Origin of the sequence: Leisingera sp. ANG-M7 (genome assembly GCF_000813965.1) — a bacterium.
In the GTDB taxonomy this organism is placed as follows: domain Bacteria; phylum Pseudomonadota; class Alphaproteobacteria; order Rhodobacterales; family Rhodobacteraceae; genus Leisingera.
Genome location: NZ_JWLI01000016.1, coordinates 38,251 through 53,801, shown reverse-complemented (window position 1 = coordinate 53,801; position 15,551 = coordinate 38,251). Strand labels below are relative to the sequence as shown.

At 63.0% G+C, this 15,551-nt stretch carries 17 protein-coding genes; 7 read left to right on the top strand and 10 right to left on the bottom strand.

All coding sequences use genetic code 11. The features are described from left to right. Positions 1-149: 149 nt before the first annotated feature. The gene (locus RA26_RS16950) at positions 150-332 is read right to left on the bottom strand and encodes a hypothetical protein (RefSeq protein WP_039185624.1); all 183 of its coding nucleotides are present in this window, start codon (positions 330-332) and stop codon (positions 150-152) included. Positions 333-545: 213 nt separating this feature from the next. After that, positions 546-872 carry a TraR/DksA family transcriptional regulator gene (locus RA26_RS16945; RefSeq protein ID WP_039185623.1) on the bottom strand — a complete coding sequence of 109 codons (327 nt, stop codon included), beginning with the start codon at positions 870-872 and terminating at the stop codon, positions 546-548. 155 nt (positions 873-1,027) lie between these two features. Between RA26_RS16945 and RA26_RS22480 the strand changes: the two genes are divergently transcribed. Further along, positions 1,028-1,165, top strand: a complete 138-nt coding sequence (locus tag RA26_RS22480) for an entericidin A/B family lipoprotein (RefSeq protein WP_019296116.1) — start codon at positions 1,028-1,030, stop codon at positions 1,163-1,165. A 76-nt stretch (positions 1,166-1,241) separates the two neighbouring features. Here RA26_RS22480 and RA26_RS16940 read toward each other — a convergent pair whose 3' ends face one another. From RA26_RS16940 to lepA, 3 genes are all read right to left on the bottom strand, one after another. After that, positions 1,242-1,481: a hypothetical protein gene (locus RA26_RS16940; protein ID WP_039185621.1), complete on the bottom strand. Its 240-nt coding sequence runs from the start codon at positions 1,479-1,481 to the stop codon at positions 1,242-1,244. Positions 1,482-1,779: 298 nt separating this feature from the next. Continuing rightward, positions 1,780-2,703, bottom strand: a complete 924-nt coding sequence (locus tag RA26_RS16935; protein ID WP_193747632.1) for a hypothetical protein — start codon at positions 2,701-2,703, stop codon at positions 1,780-1,782. Positions 2,704-2,955: 252 nt separating this feature from the next. Then, positions 2,956-4,770 (bottom strand): translation elongation factor 4, encoded by a 1,815-nt coding sequence (gene lepA, locus RA26_RS16930; protein ID WP_039185619.1) that lies wholly within the window; start codon positions 4,768-4,770, stop codon positions 2,956-2,958. A gap of 101 nt (positions 4,771-4,871) precedes the next feature. Between lepA and RA26_RS16925 the strand changes: the two genes are divergently transcribed. The 5 genes from RA26_RS16925 to RA26_RS16905 all read left to right on the top strand — a co-directional run bounded on the left by RA26_RS16925 (position 4,872) and on the right by RA26_RS16905 (position 10,305). Then, positions 4,872-6,122 (top strand): hypothetical protein, encoded by a 1,251-nt coding sequence (locus RA26_RS16925; protein WP_039185618.1) that lies wholly within the window; start codon positions 4,872-4,874, stop codon positions 6,120-6,122. Positions 6,123-6,486: 364 nt separating this feature from the next. Then, positions 6,487-6,705, top strand: coding sequence for a TraR/DksA family transcriptional regulator (locus RA26_RS16920; protein WP_241482673.1), 219 nt, complete (start codon positions 6,487-6,489; stop codon positions 6,703-6,705). A gap of 220 nt (positions 6,706-6,925) precedes the next feature. Beyond that, positions 6,926-7,579: a protein-L-isoaspartate O-methyltransferase family protein gene (locus RA26_RS16915; protein ID WP_039185615.1), complete on the top strand. Its 654-nt coding sequence runs from the start codon at positions 6,926-6,928 to the stop codon at positions 7,577-7,579. A gap of 128 nt (positions 7,580-7,707) precedes the next feature. Then, positions 7,708-9,132 (top strand): TolC family outer membrane protein, encoded by a 1,425-nt coding sequence (locus RA26_RS16910; protein ID WP_039185614.1) that lies wholly within the window; start codon positions 7,708-7,710, stop codon positions 9,130-9,132. A gap of 75 nt (positions 9,133-9,207) precedes the next feature. Beyond that, a complete protein-coding gene (locus RA26_RS16905) occupies positions 9,208-10,305 on the top strand; it encodes a hypothetical protein (RefSeq protein ID WP_039185612.1) in 1,098 nt (365 codons plus the stop codon). Positions 10,306-10,530: 225 nt separating this feature from the next. Here the strand turns inward: RA26_RS16905 and RA26_RS16900 are convergent, their stop codons facing one another. Together RA26_RS16900 and RA26_RS16895 are read right to left on the bottom strand one after the other, a co-directional pair. Continuing rightward, positions 10,531-11,985 (bottom strand): cobyric acid synthase, encoded by a 1,455-nt coding sequence (locus RA26_RS16900; protein WP_039185610.1) that lies wholly within the window; start codon positions 11,983-11,985, stop codon positions 10,531-10,533. A 191-nt stretch (positions 11,986-12,176) separates the two neighbouring features. Beyond that, the gene (locus tag RA26_RS16895; protein ID WP_008556013.1) at positions 12,177-12,494 is read right to left on the bottom strand and encodes a DUF6280 family protein; all 318 of its coding nucleotides are present in this window, start codon (positions 12,492-12,494) and stop codon (positions 12,177-12,179) included. A 219-nt stretch (positions 12,495-12,713) separates the two neighbouring features. On the opposite strand from RA26_RS16895, the gene efp reads away from it, so the two are divergent. Beyond that, complete coding sequence (gene efp / locus RA26_RS16890; protein ID WP_039185609.1) at positions 12,714-13,277, top strand: elongation factor P; 564 nt, start codon at positions 12,714-12,716, stop codon at positions 13,275-13,277. A 113-nt stretch (positions 13,278-13,390) separates the two neighbouring features. On the opposite strand, the gene RA26_RS16885 is transcribed toward efp, so the two are convergent. From RA26_RS16885 to ygfZ, 3 genes are all read right to left on the bottom strand, one after another. Continuing rightward, the gene (locus RA26_RS16885; RefSeq protein WP_241482672.1) at positions 13,391-13,927 is read right to left on the bottom strand and encodes a hypothetical protein; all 537 of its coding nucleotides are present in this window, start codon (positions 13,925-13,927) and stop codon (positions 13,391-13,393) included. 69 nt (positions 13,928-13,996) lie between these two features. Then, on the bottom strand, positions 13,997-14,800 hold the full coding sequence (locus RA26_RS16880) for a fructosamine kinase family protein (protein ID WP_039185606.1): 804 nt from the start codon (positions 14,798-14,800) through the stop codon (positions 13,997-13,999). A gap of 10 nt (positions 14,801-14,810) precedes the next feature. Next, entirely contained in the window at positions 14,811-15,545 is a 735-nt protein-coding gene (gene ygfZ / locus RA26_RS16875) for a CAF17-like 4Fe-4S cluster assembly/insertion protein YgfZ (RefSeq protein ID WP_039185604.1), read from the bottom strand. Positions 15,546-15,551 lie beyond the last annotated feature (6 nt).

The window sequence follows — 15,551 nt, the reverse complement described above, 5'->3', positions numbered from 1 at the left end:
CTGCTCATGCCCCGTTCTTGGCAAGCGGGTCTGATGCCCGCGGAATTGCCCGCAGTATGGCGCAGTCCGGTGCCGTTTTCAATCGTGGTGAACGGGGAGTGAAGGCGGCTGGAGAGCCGCCTTCCACGGCCCTCCAGCGCTGGTTCCGGTCAGGTCTGGTTCGGCCCGCGCATCGCGCGGACGGCCTGGCGGACGGCTTTCCAGTCTGCCGCCTCGCTGTCCTTGCCGACCTCTTCGCAGGCGCGCATCTTCTGCGCGGCTTCGGCCTCAGCCTTGTCGCCATGCGCGCTGTAGAGCGCGCGGGCATATTCAGCGGCTTTAATTGCATCCATGCGGATCGTCCTCCTTTGCTTGTGTCTTCCGCCACAAGGGGTGCGCGTCCCGGGTACCGCAGCAGTATAGCGCATTTCTTCGCTGCGTGCAGGCGGCGCGGAGAATTTGCCGGGTTTTGGCAGGGATGCGCGGAGGGCAGGGGCCGTCCGCGGGCAGCATGTGTTCCCGGCCCCGGCAGCCTGCGCCGGATTGATGCGCCGGGTGCAGGCGCGCTAGCCCGCGGCGGCGCCTGCGCAGGTCTTGCACAGCGGGGCGGCGGGCAGCAGGTCCAGCCGCGCGTCCGAAATCGGATCTCCACAGGCAGCGCAGATGCCATAGGTGCCCGCCTTGATCCGGGCCAGCGCAGCATCAATCCGGCGCAGCTCGTCCAGTTCGGCGTTGCCGAGGCTTTCCAGCACCTCGTCGCCCTGGCGCTCCGACGCGCGGTCCTCCCAGTCCTGCGGCATCGGCGCGTCCAGCGTGTGCTCCACCTTGGCAAGATGCCCGGTCAGCTCGGCGCGGCGTGCCTCCAGCGCCTGTTTGCGGGTCTTCAGGTCCATGGCTCTGCCTCCTCGTGACTGTTCGTCCAAAGCCTAGCCCGGCGCGCACCTCACGGCCTTGACCTCGCTCAACTGCATCAAAGCCTCTGGCCGGCGCCCCAATGGCTTGCTAGACATTTTGCCAACAGAGAGAGCAGATTTGAGGAGTGACCGGAATGATGCGGATTTTTGCCTGCGCGCTGATGCTGCTGGGGCTGGCAGCCTGTGAGACCGCCAAGGGCGCGGGGCGCGATATTTCCAAGGCCGGCAACGCGATCAGCGGCGCCGCGCAGGACGTGCAGGACGCGCTGTAAGCGGACCAGCCTTCGCGAGGAGACGCAAAAACGCCCGGTGTGCCGCCGGGCGTTTTTCTGTTTCTGCTGCGGGGCCTCAGATGCCCAGCATCGCCTTGGCTTCTGCCAGGGCCGCAACCGAGTTGGCATGGTCGCCGCTGTCATGCAGGCTTTGCCCCTCGTCGCGCAGTTCCTGAACGGTTGCCAGATCGGCCTCCGACAGTTCGGTGCCAGCGGCCAGCGCGGCGTCGATGGCGGCAATGTCGGCGGGGCATTGCCCGGCCAGAAGCGGCGACGCCAGGAGGGTGATCGCGGCAGCCAAAGTCAGGTGTTTCATGGTGTTATCCTCCCCAGATGAACGGGGTAGAGGATAACACGGAACGGGTGCGTTTTCAGCGGGTTGGTGCGCAGAGGCCGCGGATGGGCGGAGAGTGGCGCACATAGGTTTAGAGAGGAGCGGCGGTTGGCCGACATCGCAGGGCGTGCCTGCCCTGCGGCGATAACGCCTCCTCATATTGAGAGGCAACGCCCCGACACCCTGGCTTTTGCAAGGTTTAGATCAGCACGCAGAGGGCAGCGCCCGCCCCGTGGGGGCGGGACGGGCGCTGCCCGGCCTGGCGACCAGGCGATACCCTCTATTCGTCAGGTAGGTCAATCACCTGGTGAACTGCCAACACCTTGTAAACAATTGCTTTCTCACCTCGAAACTGCACCGAGACGTCAACATTGAAGCCCTTCTTGTAGATATTTTCGTCAGGCTCCCGAATTTCGTGCTTAATTTTTTCCTCTGCCAGTTCAGACGCATACATAATCGGCAAGTCTCTTTCTGAGATTGTACTAATAATAGCACGCTCGCCACTTCGCTTTTCAATTGGCGCGTTGCCAATGTCTGATCGAGTAAAGTACATCAGGACTCGCTCATGGGTCTGCTCGGTTTGCTGCTCCAAGCGTTTAAATTCACCCTCAATTGTTTTTTCGATTGCGCGTGCGTCGCTAGTGGTAAACTTGAAGGCGGCTTTAACCTTTCGTTTTCCATCCTCGAAAGTGGCAGCCTCCAGCAATTGGTTTGCATTAGGATCACTCGCAACGGCCTGCACCGCATCTGTGAAAGTCTTCAGTTCGGATTTTGATAGGCCTTCAGGAACTAAACCGTCTTTCAATTTTGTAAGCCGATCAGCCCAAGTGTTCACGAAGTCAACAGCTTGCCCCAATTGCTCGACACTAGCTGCGACCACCGGGAAAGCTGTTGCGATCACAGGCATCAAATCCGCAACAATTGAACCGGACCGGACTTCAGTTATGTAAAGCTTAGCCTCGGCATCTAGCCCCTTGTTCTCCAGCCCCTTTCTATAATCCGAAGCGAGAGAGGTGAACGCGCTTACAAAGGCACCAAGCTCTATTGGCTGGCTATTATCCAGATTAAGTGTGAGTACTACCTTCGAATGCTCGAAATGCTCGTGAGAAATCGCACCGGCCATAATTGCTTTTCGCCACTCAAATTCAATCCTGAGGGGAATTTGGAGCCTTACCGGCAGAAAATCAACGGGAATTTGCGACAAATGTTTGCACAATGTCAAAGGGTCGCGCCCGGTCCGAGGGTGGGTGCGAAGCGCCCGCCCGTGGGGGCGGATCGGGCGCTGCCCGGCCTCTCGGCCGGGCGGGACTTTGATAGGTCAGCGACAAAATACGGGGCCGTAGCCCCGTCTTGCAAAGAGTAGAAAAGTAGCGTTTCCACCGCAGAACGCCGGGGTGCGGGCACGCAATTGGCTGCGCCAACCGCTTTCGCCCGCCGTCCCTTAAAATGGACAGCCTCAGCTGTCCATTTTAAGGGCGGAAATAAACGCCTCTTGCGGGATGTCCACCTTGCCGAACTGGCGCATCTTCTTCTTGCCCGCTTTCTGCTTGTCCAGAAGCTTCCGCTTCCGGGTGGCGTCACCGCCGTAGCATTTGGCGGTCACGTCCTTGCGCAGGGCAGACAGGGTCTCGCGGGCGATCACCTTGCCGCCGATGGCGGCCTGGATCGGGATCTTGAACATGTGGCGCGGGATCAGCTCCTTGAGCTTCTCGCACATGGCGCGGCCGCGCATCTCTGCCCGGTCGCGGTGGACCATGGTGGAGAGCGCATCGACCGGCTCGTCATTCACCAAGACCGACATCTTGACCAGGTTGTCCTGGCGGTAGCCGGTCATCTGGTAGTCGAAGGAGGCATAACCCTTGGTCACCGATTTCAGGCGGTCGTAGAAGTCGAACACCACCTCATTGAGCGGCAGGTCATAGACCACCATGGCGCGGGAGCCGGCGTAGGACAGGTCCATCTGGATGCCGCGGCGGTCCTGGCAGAGCTTCAGCACGTCGCCGAGGTATTCGTCCGGCACCAGAATGGTCGCCTTGATGCGCGGCTCCTGGATGTGGTCGACCTTGGAGGGGTCGGGCATGTCGGCAGGGTTGTGCAGCTCGATCATCTCGCCGGGCTCGTTGTCCTTGCCCTTCATGTAGACATGGTAGATCACGCTTGGCGCGGTGGTGATCAGCTCGATGTTGTATTCGCGTTCGATCCGGTCGCGGATCACCTCAAGGTGCAAGAGGCCGAGGAAGCCGCAGCGGAAGCCGAAGCCAAGCGCGGCGGAGGTTTCCATTTCAAAGGAGAAGGACGCGTCGTTCAGCGCCAGCTTGTCGATGGCGTCGCGCAGGTCCTCGAATTCAGCTGAATCGACCGGGAACAATCCGCAGAACACCACCGGCTGGGCGGGTTTGAAGCCCGGCAGCGCCACCTCGGTACCATTGCGGTCGTTGGTGATGGTGTCGCCGACGCGGGTGTCGCGCACCTGCTTGATCGAGGCGGTGAGGAAGCCGATCTCACCCGGGCCCAGTTCGTCCACCACCTGCATGGCAGGGCGGAACACGCCGATGCGGTCGACGTGGTGCAGGGTGTTGTTCGACATGAACTTGACCCGCATGCCCTTTTTCAGGACGCCATCCATGATGCGGACCAGAACGATCACGCCGAGGTAGCTGTCGTACCACGAGTCCACCAGCATCGCCTTCAGCGGCGCGTCGCGGGTGCCTTCGGGTGCAGGCAGGTGCTGGACAATGCTTTCCAGCGTTTCGCGGATGCCCTGGCCGGTCTTGGCAGAAACCTGGATGGCGCCGGTGGCGTCGATGCCGATTACATCCTCGATCTGCTCCGCCACCCGGTCGCAGTCGGAGGCCGGCAGGTCGATCTTGTTCAGGACCGGCACGATCTCATGATCCGCGTCGATGGCCTGGTATACGTTGGCCAGCGTCTGCGCCTCTACCCCTTGGGTGCTGTCCACGACCAGCAGCGAGCCTTCAACCGCGCGCATGGAGCGGGAGACCTCATAGGCAAAGTCGACGTGGCCGGGGGTGTCGATCAGGTTCAGCACATAGGTCTCGCCGTTCTGCGCGGTGTAGTCGATGCGCACGGTGTTGGCCTTGATGGTGATCCCGCGCTCGCGCTCGATGTCCATGGCGTCGAGCAGCTGTTCCTTCATATCGCGGTCCTTCACCGTTCCGGTCTCCTGGATGAGCCGGTCAGCGAGGGTGGATTTGCCATGGTCGATATGGGCGACGATGGAGAAATTGCGGATGTGAGCGAGGTCAGTCATGCTGAGGCATATGATTTGGAATCACGTATTGGTCAAGAAGGGACCGCACTGTGCTGCACTCCTTTGCGGATGATCTTCAGAAATTTAGATCCCTTAATGACATGCAACGATCAGCTTTGGCTGGCAGAGTGTTTTTGAGAGCTTTTTCGTTGCTCAGCCAAACTCCTTCAGGAGGCGGCGACATAGTACTCCTCAACAGCTTGAAGCTAGTCCTAAGAATTTGCGTGGAGCCAGAGCGGCATTCCCCCGGCAACAATTCTGAACTGTTCTGGGAGACTTACGAAAAGGAAGACGGGATTGTTTTCAATGCAAGCACGCACGCCATAGAGTTTCACGTTGAATACAGTGCTGAAGGTGCGCTGTACGAAGCGCAGTTGGAACAAAGTGACGGCAGCGGCACAGAAAAAATTGTCGTCGACTCCAGAGATCGCCAGCTGCGGCACGACCTGCCTTACAAAGAAAGCGATTTGTTCTGCGACACTCTTCACTTCGACAGGAATCATTCACCTCGAAACGTTTTCTCCGCACCGCTTTCCACGTTCAGAAGCCAAAGCCTCAGAGCAGACTTCGAACACCTTTTTGGCACCAAAGCCGGTAGCAACCAAACTTGGATATTTTGGCGCGATTGGTATCTAGGATTTCTTAAGGGAAGCCCCCTTGGCTGGGGCCTCCAATGCCAAGTTGCCTCGATCGACGAAAAAGTCTGGGACGCTGGCCCCGAAGCCGTCGCCGCCGAAATCGAGCGTATAAGGGCTGAATTCAAAGCGCCGCCGTCAGGCAAGGAAAGGTTCCCCAAGCACGAACCCAAGTCCGTAAGCCACTTATTCGAAAACCGGATTATTGCCTCTGCAAGCCTGCAAGGCCTCGCCGCGCAAGTCACCCAGAGTATCGAACGCTTTCATGCGGAAACCGGTGCCAATGCGCTCCCTGAAGCGCTGGAACCTCTGACGGCTTTGCCTGCTTTGCTGCTGGCAGTGAATTCAACAATTCAGGATGCCCCCAGCGACCGGGCCATTGCGAGTGAAACAGAAGATCAGCTGCGCGCAGAGATTGGCCGCCTCAATGCGAAAGTCGCTCAGCTCGAAAATGAACTTCAGAAAGCGAGCATCTCAAAACCCTCGGTTTTCTCCGATGCCTTCAAGAGGCAACTGGGCACAAGCTTGGGCGACTGGAAACTGTACGCGGCTCTTTGCACTGGCCTGTGGTTCGTAAGCGGAGACGCGGAAGGCACACAGCGTCGGCTTGAGAACATTTCTCACTATCGCGACATGATTTTTGGAGAGGTTTCTTCGCCTTCCAAAGGCGTTCCCGCACGAACACCGGCGTCTGCAGAGAGCACGCTAGAAATCTAACCTCCCGCCCGGCCCCAAGGCCGGGCCGCGCCTGACATTCCCGTCAAACCACAGGCTTGCCTCCGGCAAAGCGGGAAGGCGCGATTGCGCCTCCCCAAGGTCAGCCGTGCCCCTCCGCCCGCATCCTCCGTCGATGGGCATTTACCAGAAATTTGCAACTTATAGGATAGTGCATTCCCCGTAAATCGCGAGTATCTTGACTTGGATCAAGGAAATAGAACTGACCCAGGGACACGTTGCGCGAAACCTGAACTGGAGGGCATGGACTATGGACTTTTCCGCCAGAAAACAAATACTTGAAACGCGGCGCCAGCAACTGGCCGGGCTGCTGTCCCGGACCGGGCAGACGCCGCGCGCGCGGCGAATGGGGTCTCACCGCCAGCCGCGGTCAGAACGCGGCGCCGGCTGCGCGATTGAGGTTCTGCCTTATGCCAGCCATGAAGAGCTGCGCCGGATCGAGGCTGCGCTGGCCCGCCTGCGCGACGGCTCTTACGGCTACTGCAGGATTTGCGGTGACGACATGGGCGACGACTGGCTGGACCAGCGGCCGGCCTCTGCCTTCTGCAAAACCTGCTCCCAGTAATCGCGGCGCCCTCAGCGGCGCGGACGTGCTTCTCTCTCCGATTGCCAGCAGTCTGCCGGGCTGCTGGCCTTTTTGCGTCTGCTTTGCGCCTGCGCGCAACGACCCGTTGCCCCGCGGCAGCGCTGCACTACTTTAGCCCTTCACGCGCACAGGCCCCGTTGCCGTGCCGGGCGGGATATGCCACAACCGGCCTGACCGACTGAACAAATGAGTTTAGCAGATGCCAGAATTCACTGAGCGCCGCCGCATGATGGTGGATACCCAGATCCGTCCTTCGGATGTCACCAAATACCCCATCATTGAGGCCATGCTGGCAGTCCCGCGGGAGAAATTCGTGCCCGATGCGCAGCGCGAGGGGGCTTATGCGGACCAGAACGTGCCGCTGGGCGGCGGCCGGGTGCTGCTGGAGCCGCGCACCCTGGCCAAGATGCTGGACACGGTGGATCTGCAGAACGACGAACTGGTGCTCGATGTGGCCTGCGGACTGGGTTATTCCACGGCTGTTGCGGCGCGGATCGCGCAGATGGTGATCGGCGTCGAGGAAGACGAGGACATGGCCGCGGACGCCCAGGAACTGCTGTCCGAAACCGGCGCCGACAATGCCATCGTGCACACCGGCCCGCTGGCCGAAGGCGCGGCGGAACACGGCGCCTATGACGTGATCCTTGTGCAGGGCGGCGCCGAGGAGCTGCCCGCAGCGTTGCTGGACCAGCTCAAGGACGGCGGCCGTGTCGCCGCGCTGATGATGACCGGCAGCCTGGGCGAGGTGAAGATCGGCTACAAGACCGGTGGCCGGATTTCCTGGCGGTTTGAATTCAACGCCAGTGCCCCGGTGCTGCCGGGCTTCGCCGCGGCAAAGGAATTCGCGCTCTGAGCCTTCGGGCCGGGCGCTGCGGCGGCACCGCCGCACACCGATGAAGAGGCCGGGCGCTGCGCATTCAGGCGCCCGGGACAGCGACCAAACCACCGCGGCTGGCGGCGCGGCAAAAGATAAGGCAACCGATGCGAATGAAATTTCCTGCGAGTGTGTTTAAGGCTTTTGTGTTTGCCGGCAGCGTGACAGCCACTGCGCTGATGCCGCTCAAGGCCGCGGCGGACAACCTGTCCGATGCGATGATCGGCGCGTATAAGACCAGCGGCCTGCTGGAACAGAACCGGGCGCTGCTGCGGGTCGCGGACGAGGATGTCGCGATCGCGCTGTCGCAGCTGCGCCCGCTGATCGAATGGACCGTTACTGCCAGCCACAGCTATTCCCGCGGCGCCAATCAGTTCGGCACCTTCAACGAGCTGACCAGCAACGACATCAGCACCCAGCTGCAGCTGACCCAGCTGCTTTATGACGGCGGCGAGACGCGCTTGCGCAAGGACGCCGCGCAAGAGCTGGTGCTGGCGACCCGCCAGCAGCTGCTCGGCGTGGAGCAGCAGGTGCTCCTGTCCGCGGTGCAGGCCTATGTCGGCGTGCTGCAGGGCCAGGAAAATGTCGCCTTGCGCCGCAACAACCTGCGCCTGCTGCAGGAAGAGCAGAAGGCCGCCCAGGACCGTTTCGAGGTCGGCGAGGTCACCCGCACCGATGTTGCCCTGGCCGAAAGCCGGGTCGCCGCCGCCCGCGCCAACCTGACCGATGCCGAGGGCACTCTGCTGACCGCCCGCGCAACCTATCAGCAGGTGGTCGGCCACGCGCCCGGCAGCATTGCCGGTCAGCCGCGTCTGCCCTCCCGGTCCTCCTCGCTGGACCGCGCGCAGTCCATTGCGCAGCGCAACCAGCCGGATCTGCTGGCACAGCAGCACGCGGTCAAGGCCGCCGACATCCTGATCCAGGCCGCAACCCGCGCCCTGGGGCCGAGCGTCAGCTTCCGCGCCACCGCCGGGCTGAGCGACGACATCAACGATGGCAACGGCATCAGTTCGGATGCAACGGCGTCGGTAATCATGTCACAGGAGCTGTATACCGGCGGCCGCAACGCCGCCACCCGGCGCCGCGCCATCGCCAGCGCCGATGCGGAGCGCGGCACCCTGATCACCACCCAGCGTTCGGTGCGCCAGGCGGTCAGCGCCGCCTTCTACAATGCCGAAACCGCCCGCGTCAGCCTGATCTCCTCGGGCGAACGGGTGCGCGCCTCCAAGGTCGCCTTTGACGGTATCCGCGAGGAAGCCACCTTGGGCGCCCGCACCACGCTGGACGTGCTGCAGGCGGAGCAGGAATACCTCGACGCCCAGACAGAGCAGGTGAACGCCCGCGCCAGCCAGGCCATCGCCGCCTACCAGTTGCTGCAGTCGCAGGGCCTGCTGACTGCCGAACACCTCGGCCTGGCGGTGGAGATCTATGATCCGACGCTCTATTACAACCTTGTCAAGGACGCGCCGGCCCAGCACAGCAAACGCGGCAAGGATCTGGACCGCGTGCTCAAGGCCTTGGGGCGGGACTGACAATTCACTCTATCTGTTGTGCGGGGACGGGAAGGCCGCTACACTCTGACTCAAGAGGCAAGAGTGGTAAAATAAATGTCCGACCCAGTTACCCACGCCGAGATTGAAGATGTCCTGTCCTCGATCCGCCGGTTGGTGAGCGAAGACACCCGGGAACAGCCTGCGGCGCCGGAACCGGCGGCACGGCTGGTGCTGACGCCCGCCCTGCGGGTGCAGGAATCCGCCACTCGCAACGATCTGCCGTCTGACCATGCGGCGGAGCCTGCTGAGCAGCCGGAAACGCAATCACAGGCTGAGCCCCGGCAGACCGCCTCCGGCGCTGCCGCGGATGCCGGAACCGCTGCTGAGGACGCTGACAGCCTGCTGATTGAGGAACCGCCGCTGGCTTTCCGCCACCACAGGGAACTGTCCCGGTCGCGGCGCAATGCTGCCGCGGCGGATCCGTCTGAAACAGAACAAGCAGATACCGATCAAGCAAACCCGGACGCGCCCTGGGGCAATCCGGAAAACACCCTGTTTGCAGCCGCGGCCGGTGCCGGTAGGCACGGCGGCGCTGCGGCGGGAGAAGCTGAGATTGAGGCCGCTGACCCGGCGCCCGTCCTGCTCAAGGACGGCGGGCTCGCGGGCGGCACTGCCGGCGCCCGGGCCGCCTCCGTGGTCCGCAAGATCGCCGAGATGGAGGCGCGCGGTTCTGCCGCGCAGGCCAGCACTCAGCAGGCCAGTATCCAGCAGGCCGGCACGCAACATGACTGGGAACCGGATAGCCAGACCGAAGCGCCTTTTGCCGGCGCCGACACCATCGAATGGCGCGACGAGCCGCTGCCGCTGCGCCGCGAACAGGACCCAGAAGAAGAAATCCTGGATGTTCCGGCGTCCTGTTTCGAACCGGAATCCGTCACAGCCCCGGACAATCCCGAGGCTGCACTGAACCCGGACACAGCCGCAGCCTCTGCGGAAGCGGCAGTGGAAGACGCCGTCACCGGCGCGGCCATGGACACCCTGGCGGACGAGGGGGGCGACAGCTACCTCGACGAGGACGCCCTGCGCGACCTGGTAGCCTCCATCGTGCGCGAGGAACTGCAGGGGCCGCTCGGCGAGCGTATCACCCGCAATGTGCGCAAACTGGTCCGCCGCGAAATCCAGCGTGCTTTGGCCGCCCACGATCTGCTTTGATCGGGGCGGGCTGAAGTCTTCGCTTCCGGCTCAAGAGAAAACGGGGAAGCCGTCCCCTTTCCCCATCGCCTTCACAGACAGATGCCTATGGCGCACAGGCTTCTGCATCAAGGACGCTGCGCGCCAGCAAGCTGGCAAATCCTTGACGCAGAACCCCGTCCGCCATTTTCCGGCATCAGCGAAGGCGACGGAGAAAGGGGACGGCGGGCAGCACCGCGCCCGGGGTCAGGCCTGCACTTCCTGCGCCAACTCCAGCAGCTGATCCAGATCCATGTAACGCTCCAGATGGTCCGCCAGCGCGTCCAGCACCTCCTCGACGCCATCCTCATATCCTGCCTGGCTTTCTGCCCCGAGGCTCGCCAGCACGCTGGCGCGGAAGGCGTCTTCGGAAAACAGCCCGTGCAGGTAGGAACCCTTGACGCGCCCGTCAGCTGAGGCCGCGCCCTCAGCTCGCCCATCGATGCTGAGCCAGGCGCGGGCGCAGTCGGCACCGGTGGTGCGCCCCATGTGGATCTCATAGCCGCTCACAGGCAGGTTGCCGTCCCGCGTGACCGCCTCGGTCAGCGTCACCCGCTTTTCCCCCGCCATCACCGTGTGCACGTCCAAGAGGCCCAGGCCGTCCACCTTGCCGGGCCGCCCGTCGACGCCCTCGGGGTCGTCGATGGTCTTGCCCAGCATCTGGTAGCCGCCGCAGAGCCCCAGCACATGGCCGCCGCGGCGGTGATGCGCCAGGATGTCGATGTCCCAGCCCTGCGCGCGCAGGTAGGTGAGGTCGCCGATGGTCGATTTGCTGCCGGGCAGGATCACCAGATCCGCATCGCCGGGCAGGGCGCGCCCGGGCGGCACGATCTCCACCGTTACTTCCGGTTCGGCCGCCAGCGGATCCAGATCGTCGAAATTCGCCATCCGCTCCAGCTGCGGCACCACCACCTTGCAGGCGCCGCCCGTGCGCGAGGCGATGTCCATCATGTCTTCGGCCGGCAGCTTCCAGGCATCCCAGAACCACGGCACGACGCCAAGCGACGGCCAGCCGGTGCGCGCGGCAATGTCGTCCCGGCCGCCGTCAAACAGGCTGAGGTCGCCGCGGAAGCGGTTTACCATGAACCCCACGACACGCTCCAGATCATGGCGTTCAAGCACTGCATGGGTGCCAACGATCTGCGCAATCACCCCGCCGCGGTGGATGTCGCCGGCAATCACCACTGGTACCCCGGCGGCGCAGGCAAAGCCCATGTTGGCAATGTCATTCATGCGCAGGTTCGTCTCGGCAGGCGAACCCGCGCCCTCGATCAGCACCAGATCGGCCTCCGCCGCCAGCCGGTGAAAGCTTTCCAGCGCCGCTTCCAGCAGGCCAGACTTGTCACGCATGAAAGAGCCTGCGCCCTGGGTGCCGCGGCGCTTGCCCTGCACGATCACCTGGGCGCCGGTGTCGGTCTCCGGCTTTAGCAGCACCGGATTCATATCGGTGTGAGGCGGCCGTTTAGCGGCGCGCGCCTGCAGCGCTTGTGCCCGTCCGATCTCGCCGCCCTCCGGCGTGACGGCTGCGTTGTTGGACATGTTCTGCGGCTTGAACGGCGCCACCTTGAGACCGCGCCGCACATAGGCGCGCGCCAGCCCCGCCACCAGCAGTGACTTGCCGACATTGCTGCCGGTGCCCTGGATCATGATTGCGCGTGCCATCCGCTGCTCCCTGCCTGCGCCCCGTCGTTCACGGGCCTGCATAGCAGGTTAGACGCCCCCGTCCATGGGGGCTGTGCCGCAAGCGTCCCGCGGCGGCTGCCGCGCGACAGGGTTACCCTGCGGAAACCTCGGCGTTCAAAAGAAAAACGCGCCCCTAGGGGCGCGCTTTTCAGCAATGCGCAGGGGAAGCCTCAGGCGGCTTCAGCCTGCGCAGCGTTGCGGCGTTCGCTTTCTTCACGCGACAGAGCAACCGAGGTCCGCACACCGCGGCCCACGAAGTCCATCAGGCCTTCCACAACCCGTTCGTTCGGGTCGATGCCCGCGCAGGACAGCACTTCGCGGCCATCGCGCGAACGCGCCCAGCGGGCGATCTGTTCCGGGCCATTGCCGTATTTCTTGTCGTCGGCGATGGCATCATCCAGTGCGGCCAGGACAACGGCTGCAAACAGTTTGCGGGCGCGGTTGCCTTGCTCGTTATTATAAGCGGTGCCGTCTACGAAATCTCGCATCTCGTATCCCTTGTTGTTCTTGCTATTGCAATTTTCGGCGTAGCGCTGCTTATGACGGAAGTGTGACGATTCGGATAGAGCGCAGATGCATAGCTTTCATGCAATTTGCGCATATCTTATTCACAGATCTTCCATACCATATCCTTGTCTTGCCAGCGATCAGCCCGCCAGATATAGGGTCTTGCAAATTATCATCAACCATCTGAAAGGCATTTTCCCATGCCCAAGATCAACGGCAACGAAATCCGTCCCGGCAACGTGCTGGAACATAATGGCGGCCTTTGGGCAGCGGTGAAGGTCGACCACGTCAAACCCGGCAAGGGCGGCGCCTTTGCCCAGGTCGAGATGCGCAACCTGCGCAACGGCTCCAAGCTGAACGAGCGCTTCCGCTCCGCGGACAAGGTGGAGCGCGTCCGCCTGGAGCAGAAAGACCAGCAGTTCCTCTATGAGAGCGACGGCATGCTGGTGTTCATGGACGCAGAAACCTATGAGCAGATCGAACTGCCCGCGGACCTGCTGGGCGACCGCCGCCCGTTCCTGCAGGACGGCATGACCATCGTGGTGGAATTCTACGAGGCCGAGGCGCTGAACGCGACCGTGCCGCAGAAAGTGACCTGCAAGATCGTTGAGACCGAGCCAGTCGTCAAAGGCCAGACCGCGGCGAACTCCTTCAAGCCTGCGATCCTCGACAACGGCGTCAAGGTCATGGTGCCGCCTTTCGTGGGCCAGGACGAGATGATCGTGGTCAACACAGAGACCATGGAATACTCCGAGCGCGCCTGATCCGGGACGCCTTCGGAAAACGGAAAAGCCGCCCTCCCTCGGGGGCGGCTTTTTCTGTGTCTGCGCACCGCCCAAAACTTTTCAGAAAGCTTTTGCGCTGGCGGCGGGGCGGATCACCCCGCAGGCAGTGCCAGGCTGAAACCGCATTCATCCATCATCTTGCCATAGGCCGCGGTGAACCCGCTGAGCGAGGCCTCATAGAACATGTCGTTGCCGGCCCAGATCTCCACCCAGCTTCCCTTTTTCATTGCCTGCAGCATCACCAGATGGTCCTGGAACCGCAGCGCGCTTTCGGCTTCGGCCAGGCCTTCCTCATTGATCCAGGAATTGATCCCGGCAGAGAGCGAGAAACTGCGGTCGAAGTCAAAGATGAAATCCACCGTGCCGCCCTGCTGCATCAGCGTCGGGTAGTGGCGCGGCGCATATTCCTGCACCTTGGCCATCGGGTAGAATTCCGGCGGGCCGGCATCGCCGGAAAACACCTCCAGCGCCAGCAGCGGGTCGCCGTCGCCGCCGGTCCAGGCGCGGCAGGTCAGGTAGCTGTCCTGCTCCGTCTCATGGGGTTCCGTGGCGACATGCCAGTCCTTGTAGCTCCAGTAGTCGGCCCAGGCAGGGGAGGCCGCCAGCACGGCGGCGCAGGCTGCAAACATCAGATGCATCAAATACCCTTTCAGCAAATCCTGCGGCGACCCTAACGCAATCAGGTGAACAGAGGCTTGTCAGAAGCCCAATGCCTGCAGCCGCGCCTCAACCATGTTCCGGTAGCTGGCACCGAATAGCCGCAGATGCACCAGCGCGGGCCACAGCTGATAGAGGGCGCGGCGTGCCTCAAATCCCGGCTCCAGCGGTCCATAGGCATCGTGAAAATCCGCAGGCGGCGTTCCGAACAGATGCAGCATCGCCAGATCCACCTCGCCATGCCCCCAGAAACAAGCCGGGTCGATCAGATAGGCCTTGGGGCCGCTGAACAGAACATTGCCGCTCCACAGATCGCCATGCAGCAGCGCAGCGGGCGGCGCGGCAGGCAGCAGCTCCGGCAGCCGCGCGCACAGCGCCTCAACCCGCAGCCGCAGATCACGGGGCAGGGCGTCCGGATCTGCCAGCAAGCGGCGGCTGGCCCAGAAGTCCGCCCAGTTCTCCAGCGGCGCGTTGGGTACCGCCACCGGGCCAAAGGCGTAATCCTCCGCCCAGCCGTAGTGCGGGCCTGTGGCAGAATGCAGCTGCTGCAAGGCATGCCCCAGCGCCTGCCAGCCCTTTGCGTTGGCCCCGGTCTCCTCCAAAGCCTCCATCAGCAGCAAGCCACGGCCTAAGCCCAGCACCTCCGGCGCGGGCGCGCCCGCGTCCCGGATCGCGCGCAGCATCGCAGCCTCCGCTGCTGTCAGAGGCCCGGTTTTGGCCACCACACGGCGGCCATCGCTTAAGGAAAGAAGCTGCACGTCAGACAAATCGCCACCATGCAGCGGCCGGCTGCGCAAAACCTCCGCGCCCAGCAGGGACAGAACGGTATCGTTCAGGCCGCTCACCGCTGCCCGCTCATTCTTGCCAGGTGACGCGTGCGCCGCCCGCCTGCATCCCGCCCTTGGCGCGGTCAAACCGCAGGTAGGCAATGCCCTTGCCGCCGGACTGGGTGTAGAGCGTGCCCACCGGCTTGCCGCCGGCCGTGATTTCCGTTCCGGCCGGCGCCGCGCCCTCGACCTCTACAGTCCGGAAGCCCTTGCGCAGCTCGGTCTTGTGCTTCATCCGTGCCGTCACCTCCTGACCGACATAACATCCCTTGCGGAAATCGACGCCCTTCAGCGCCTCAAAACCTGCCTCCAGGATATAGCTGTCCGGCCCCAGCTCGATGCCGGTTTCGGGAATGCAATGGGCCACCCGGATCGCGTCCCAGTCGCTGCCGTCATCGCCGCCCTCAGGCCCATAGAGCCGCCAGCCCAGATCCGCATGGCGCGGATCCGCCAGCGCGCCCTCCGGTGCCGTGCCCGTGCCGCGCTTTACCTGCAGGTCCGTCATTTCCACCTGCACATCGGCGCGCAGTCGGTACATGTTCAGCCGTTTCATCAGGCCATCTGCCAGCGAGGCCTCCACGTCCAGGAGCACCGCATCGCCGTCTGCGGCCAGAAAGAAATCTGCCAGGTATTTTCCCTGCGGCGTCAGCAGCGCGGCATAGACCAGCCCGTCTTCCAGATGGTCCACATTATTGGTCACCAGCCCCTGCAGGAAGCTCTTGGCGTCGGCGCCGGTCAGGCGCAGGATGCGGCGGTCGCTCATTTGTGT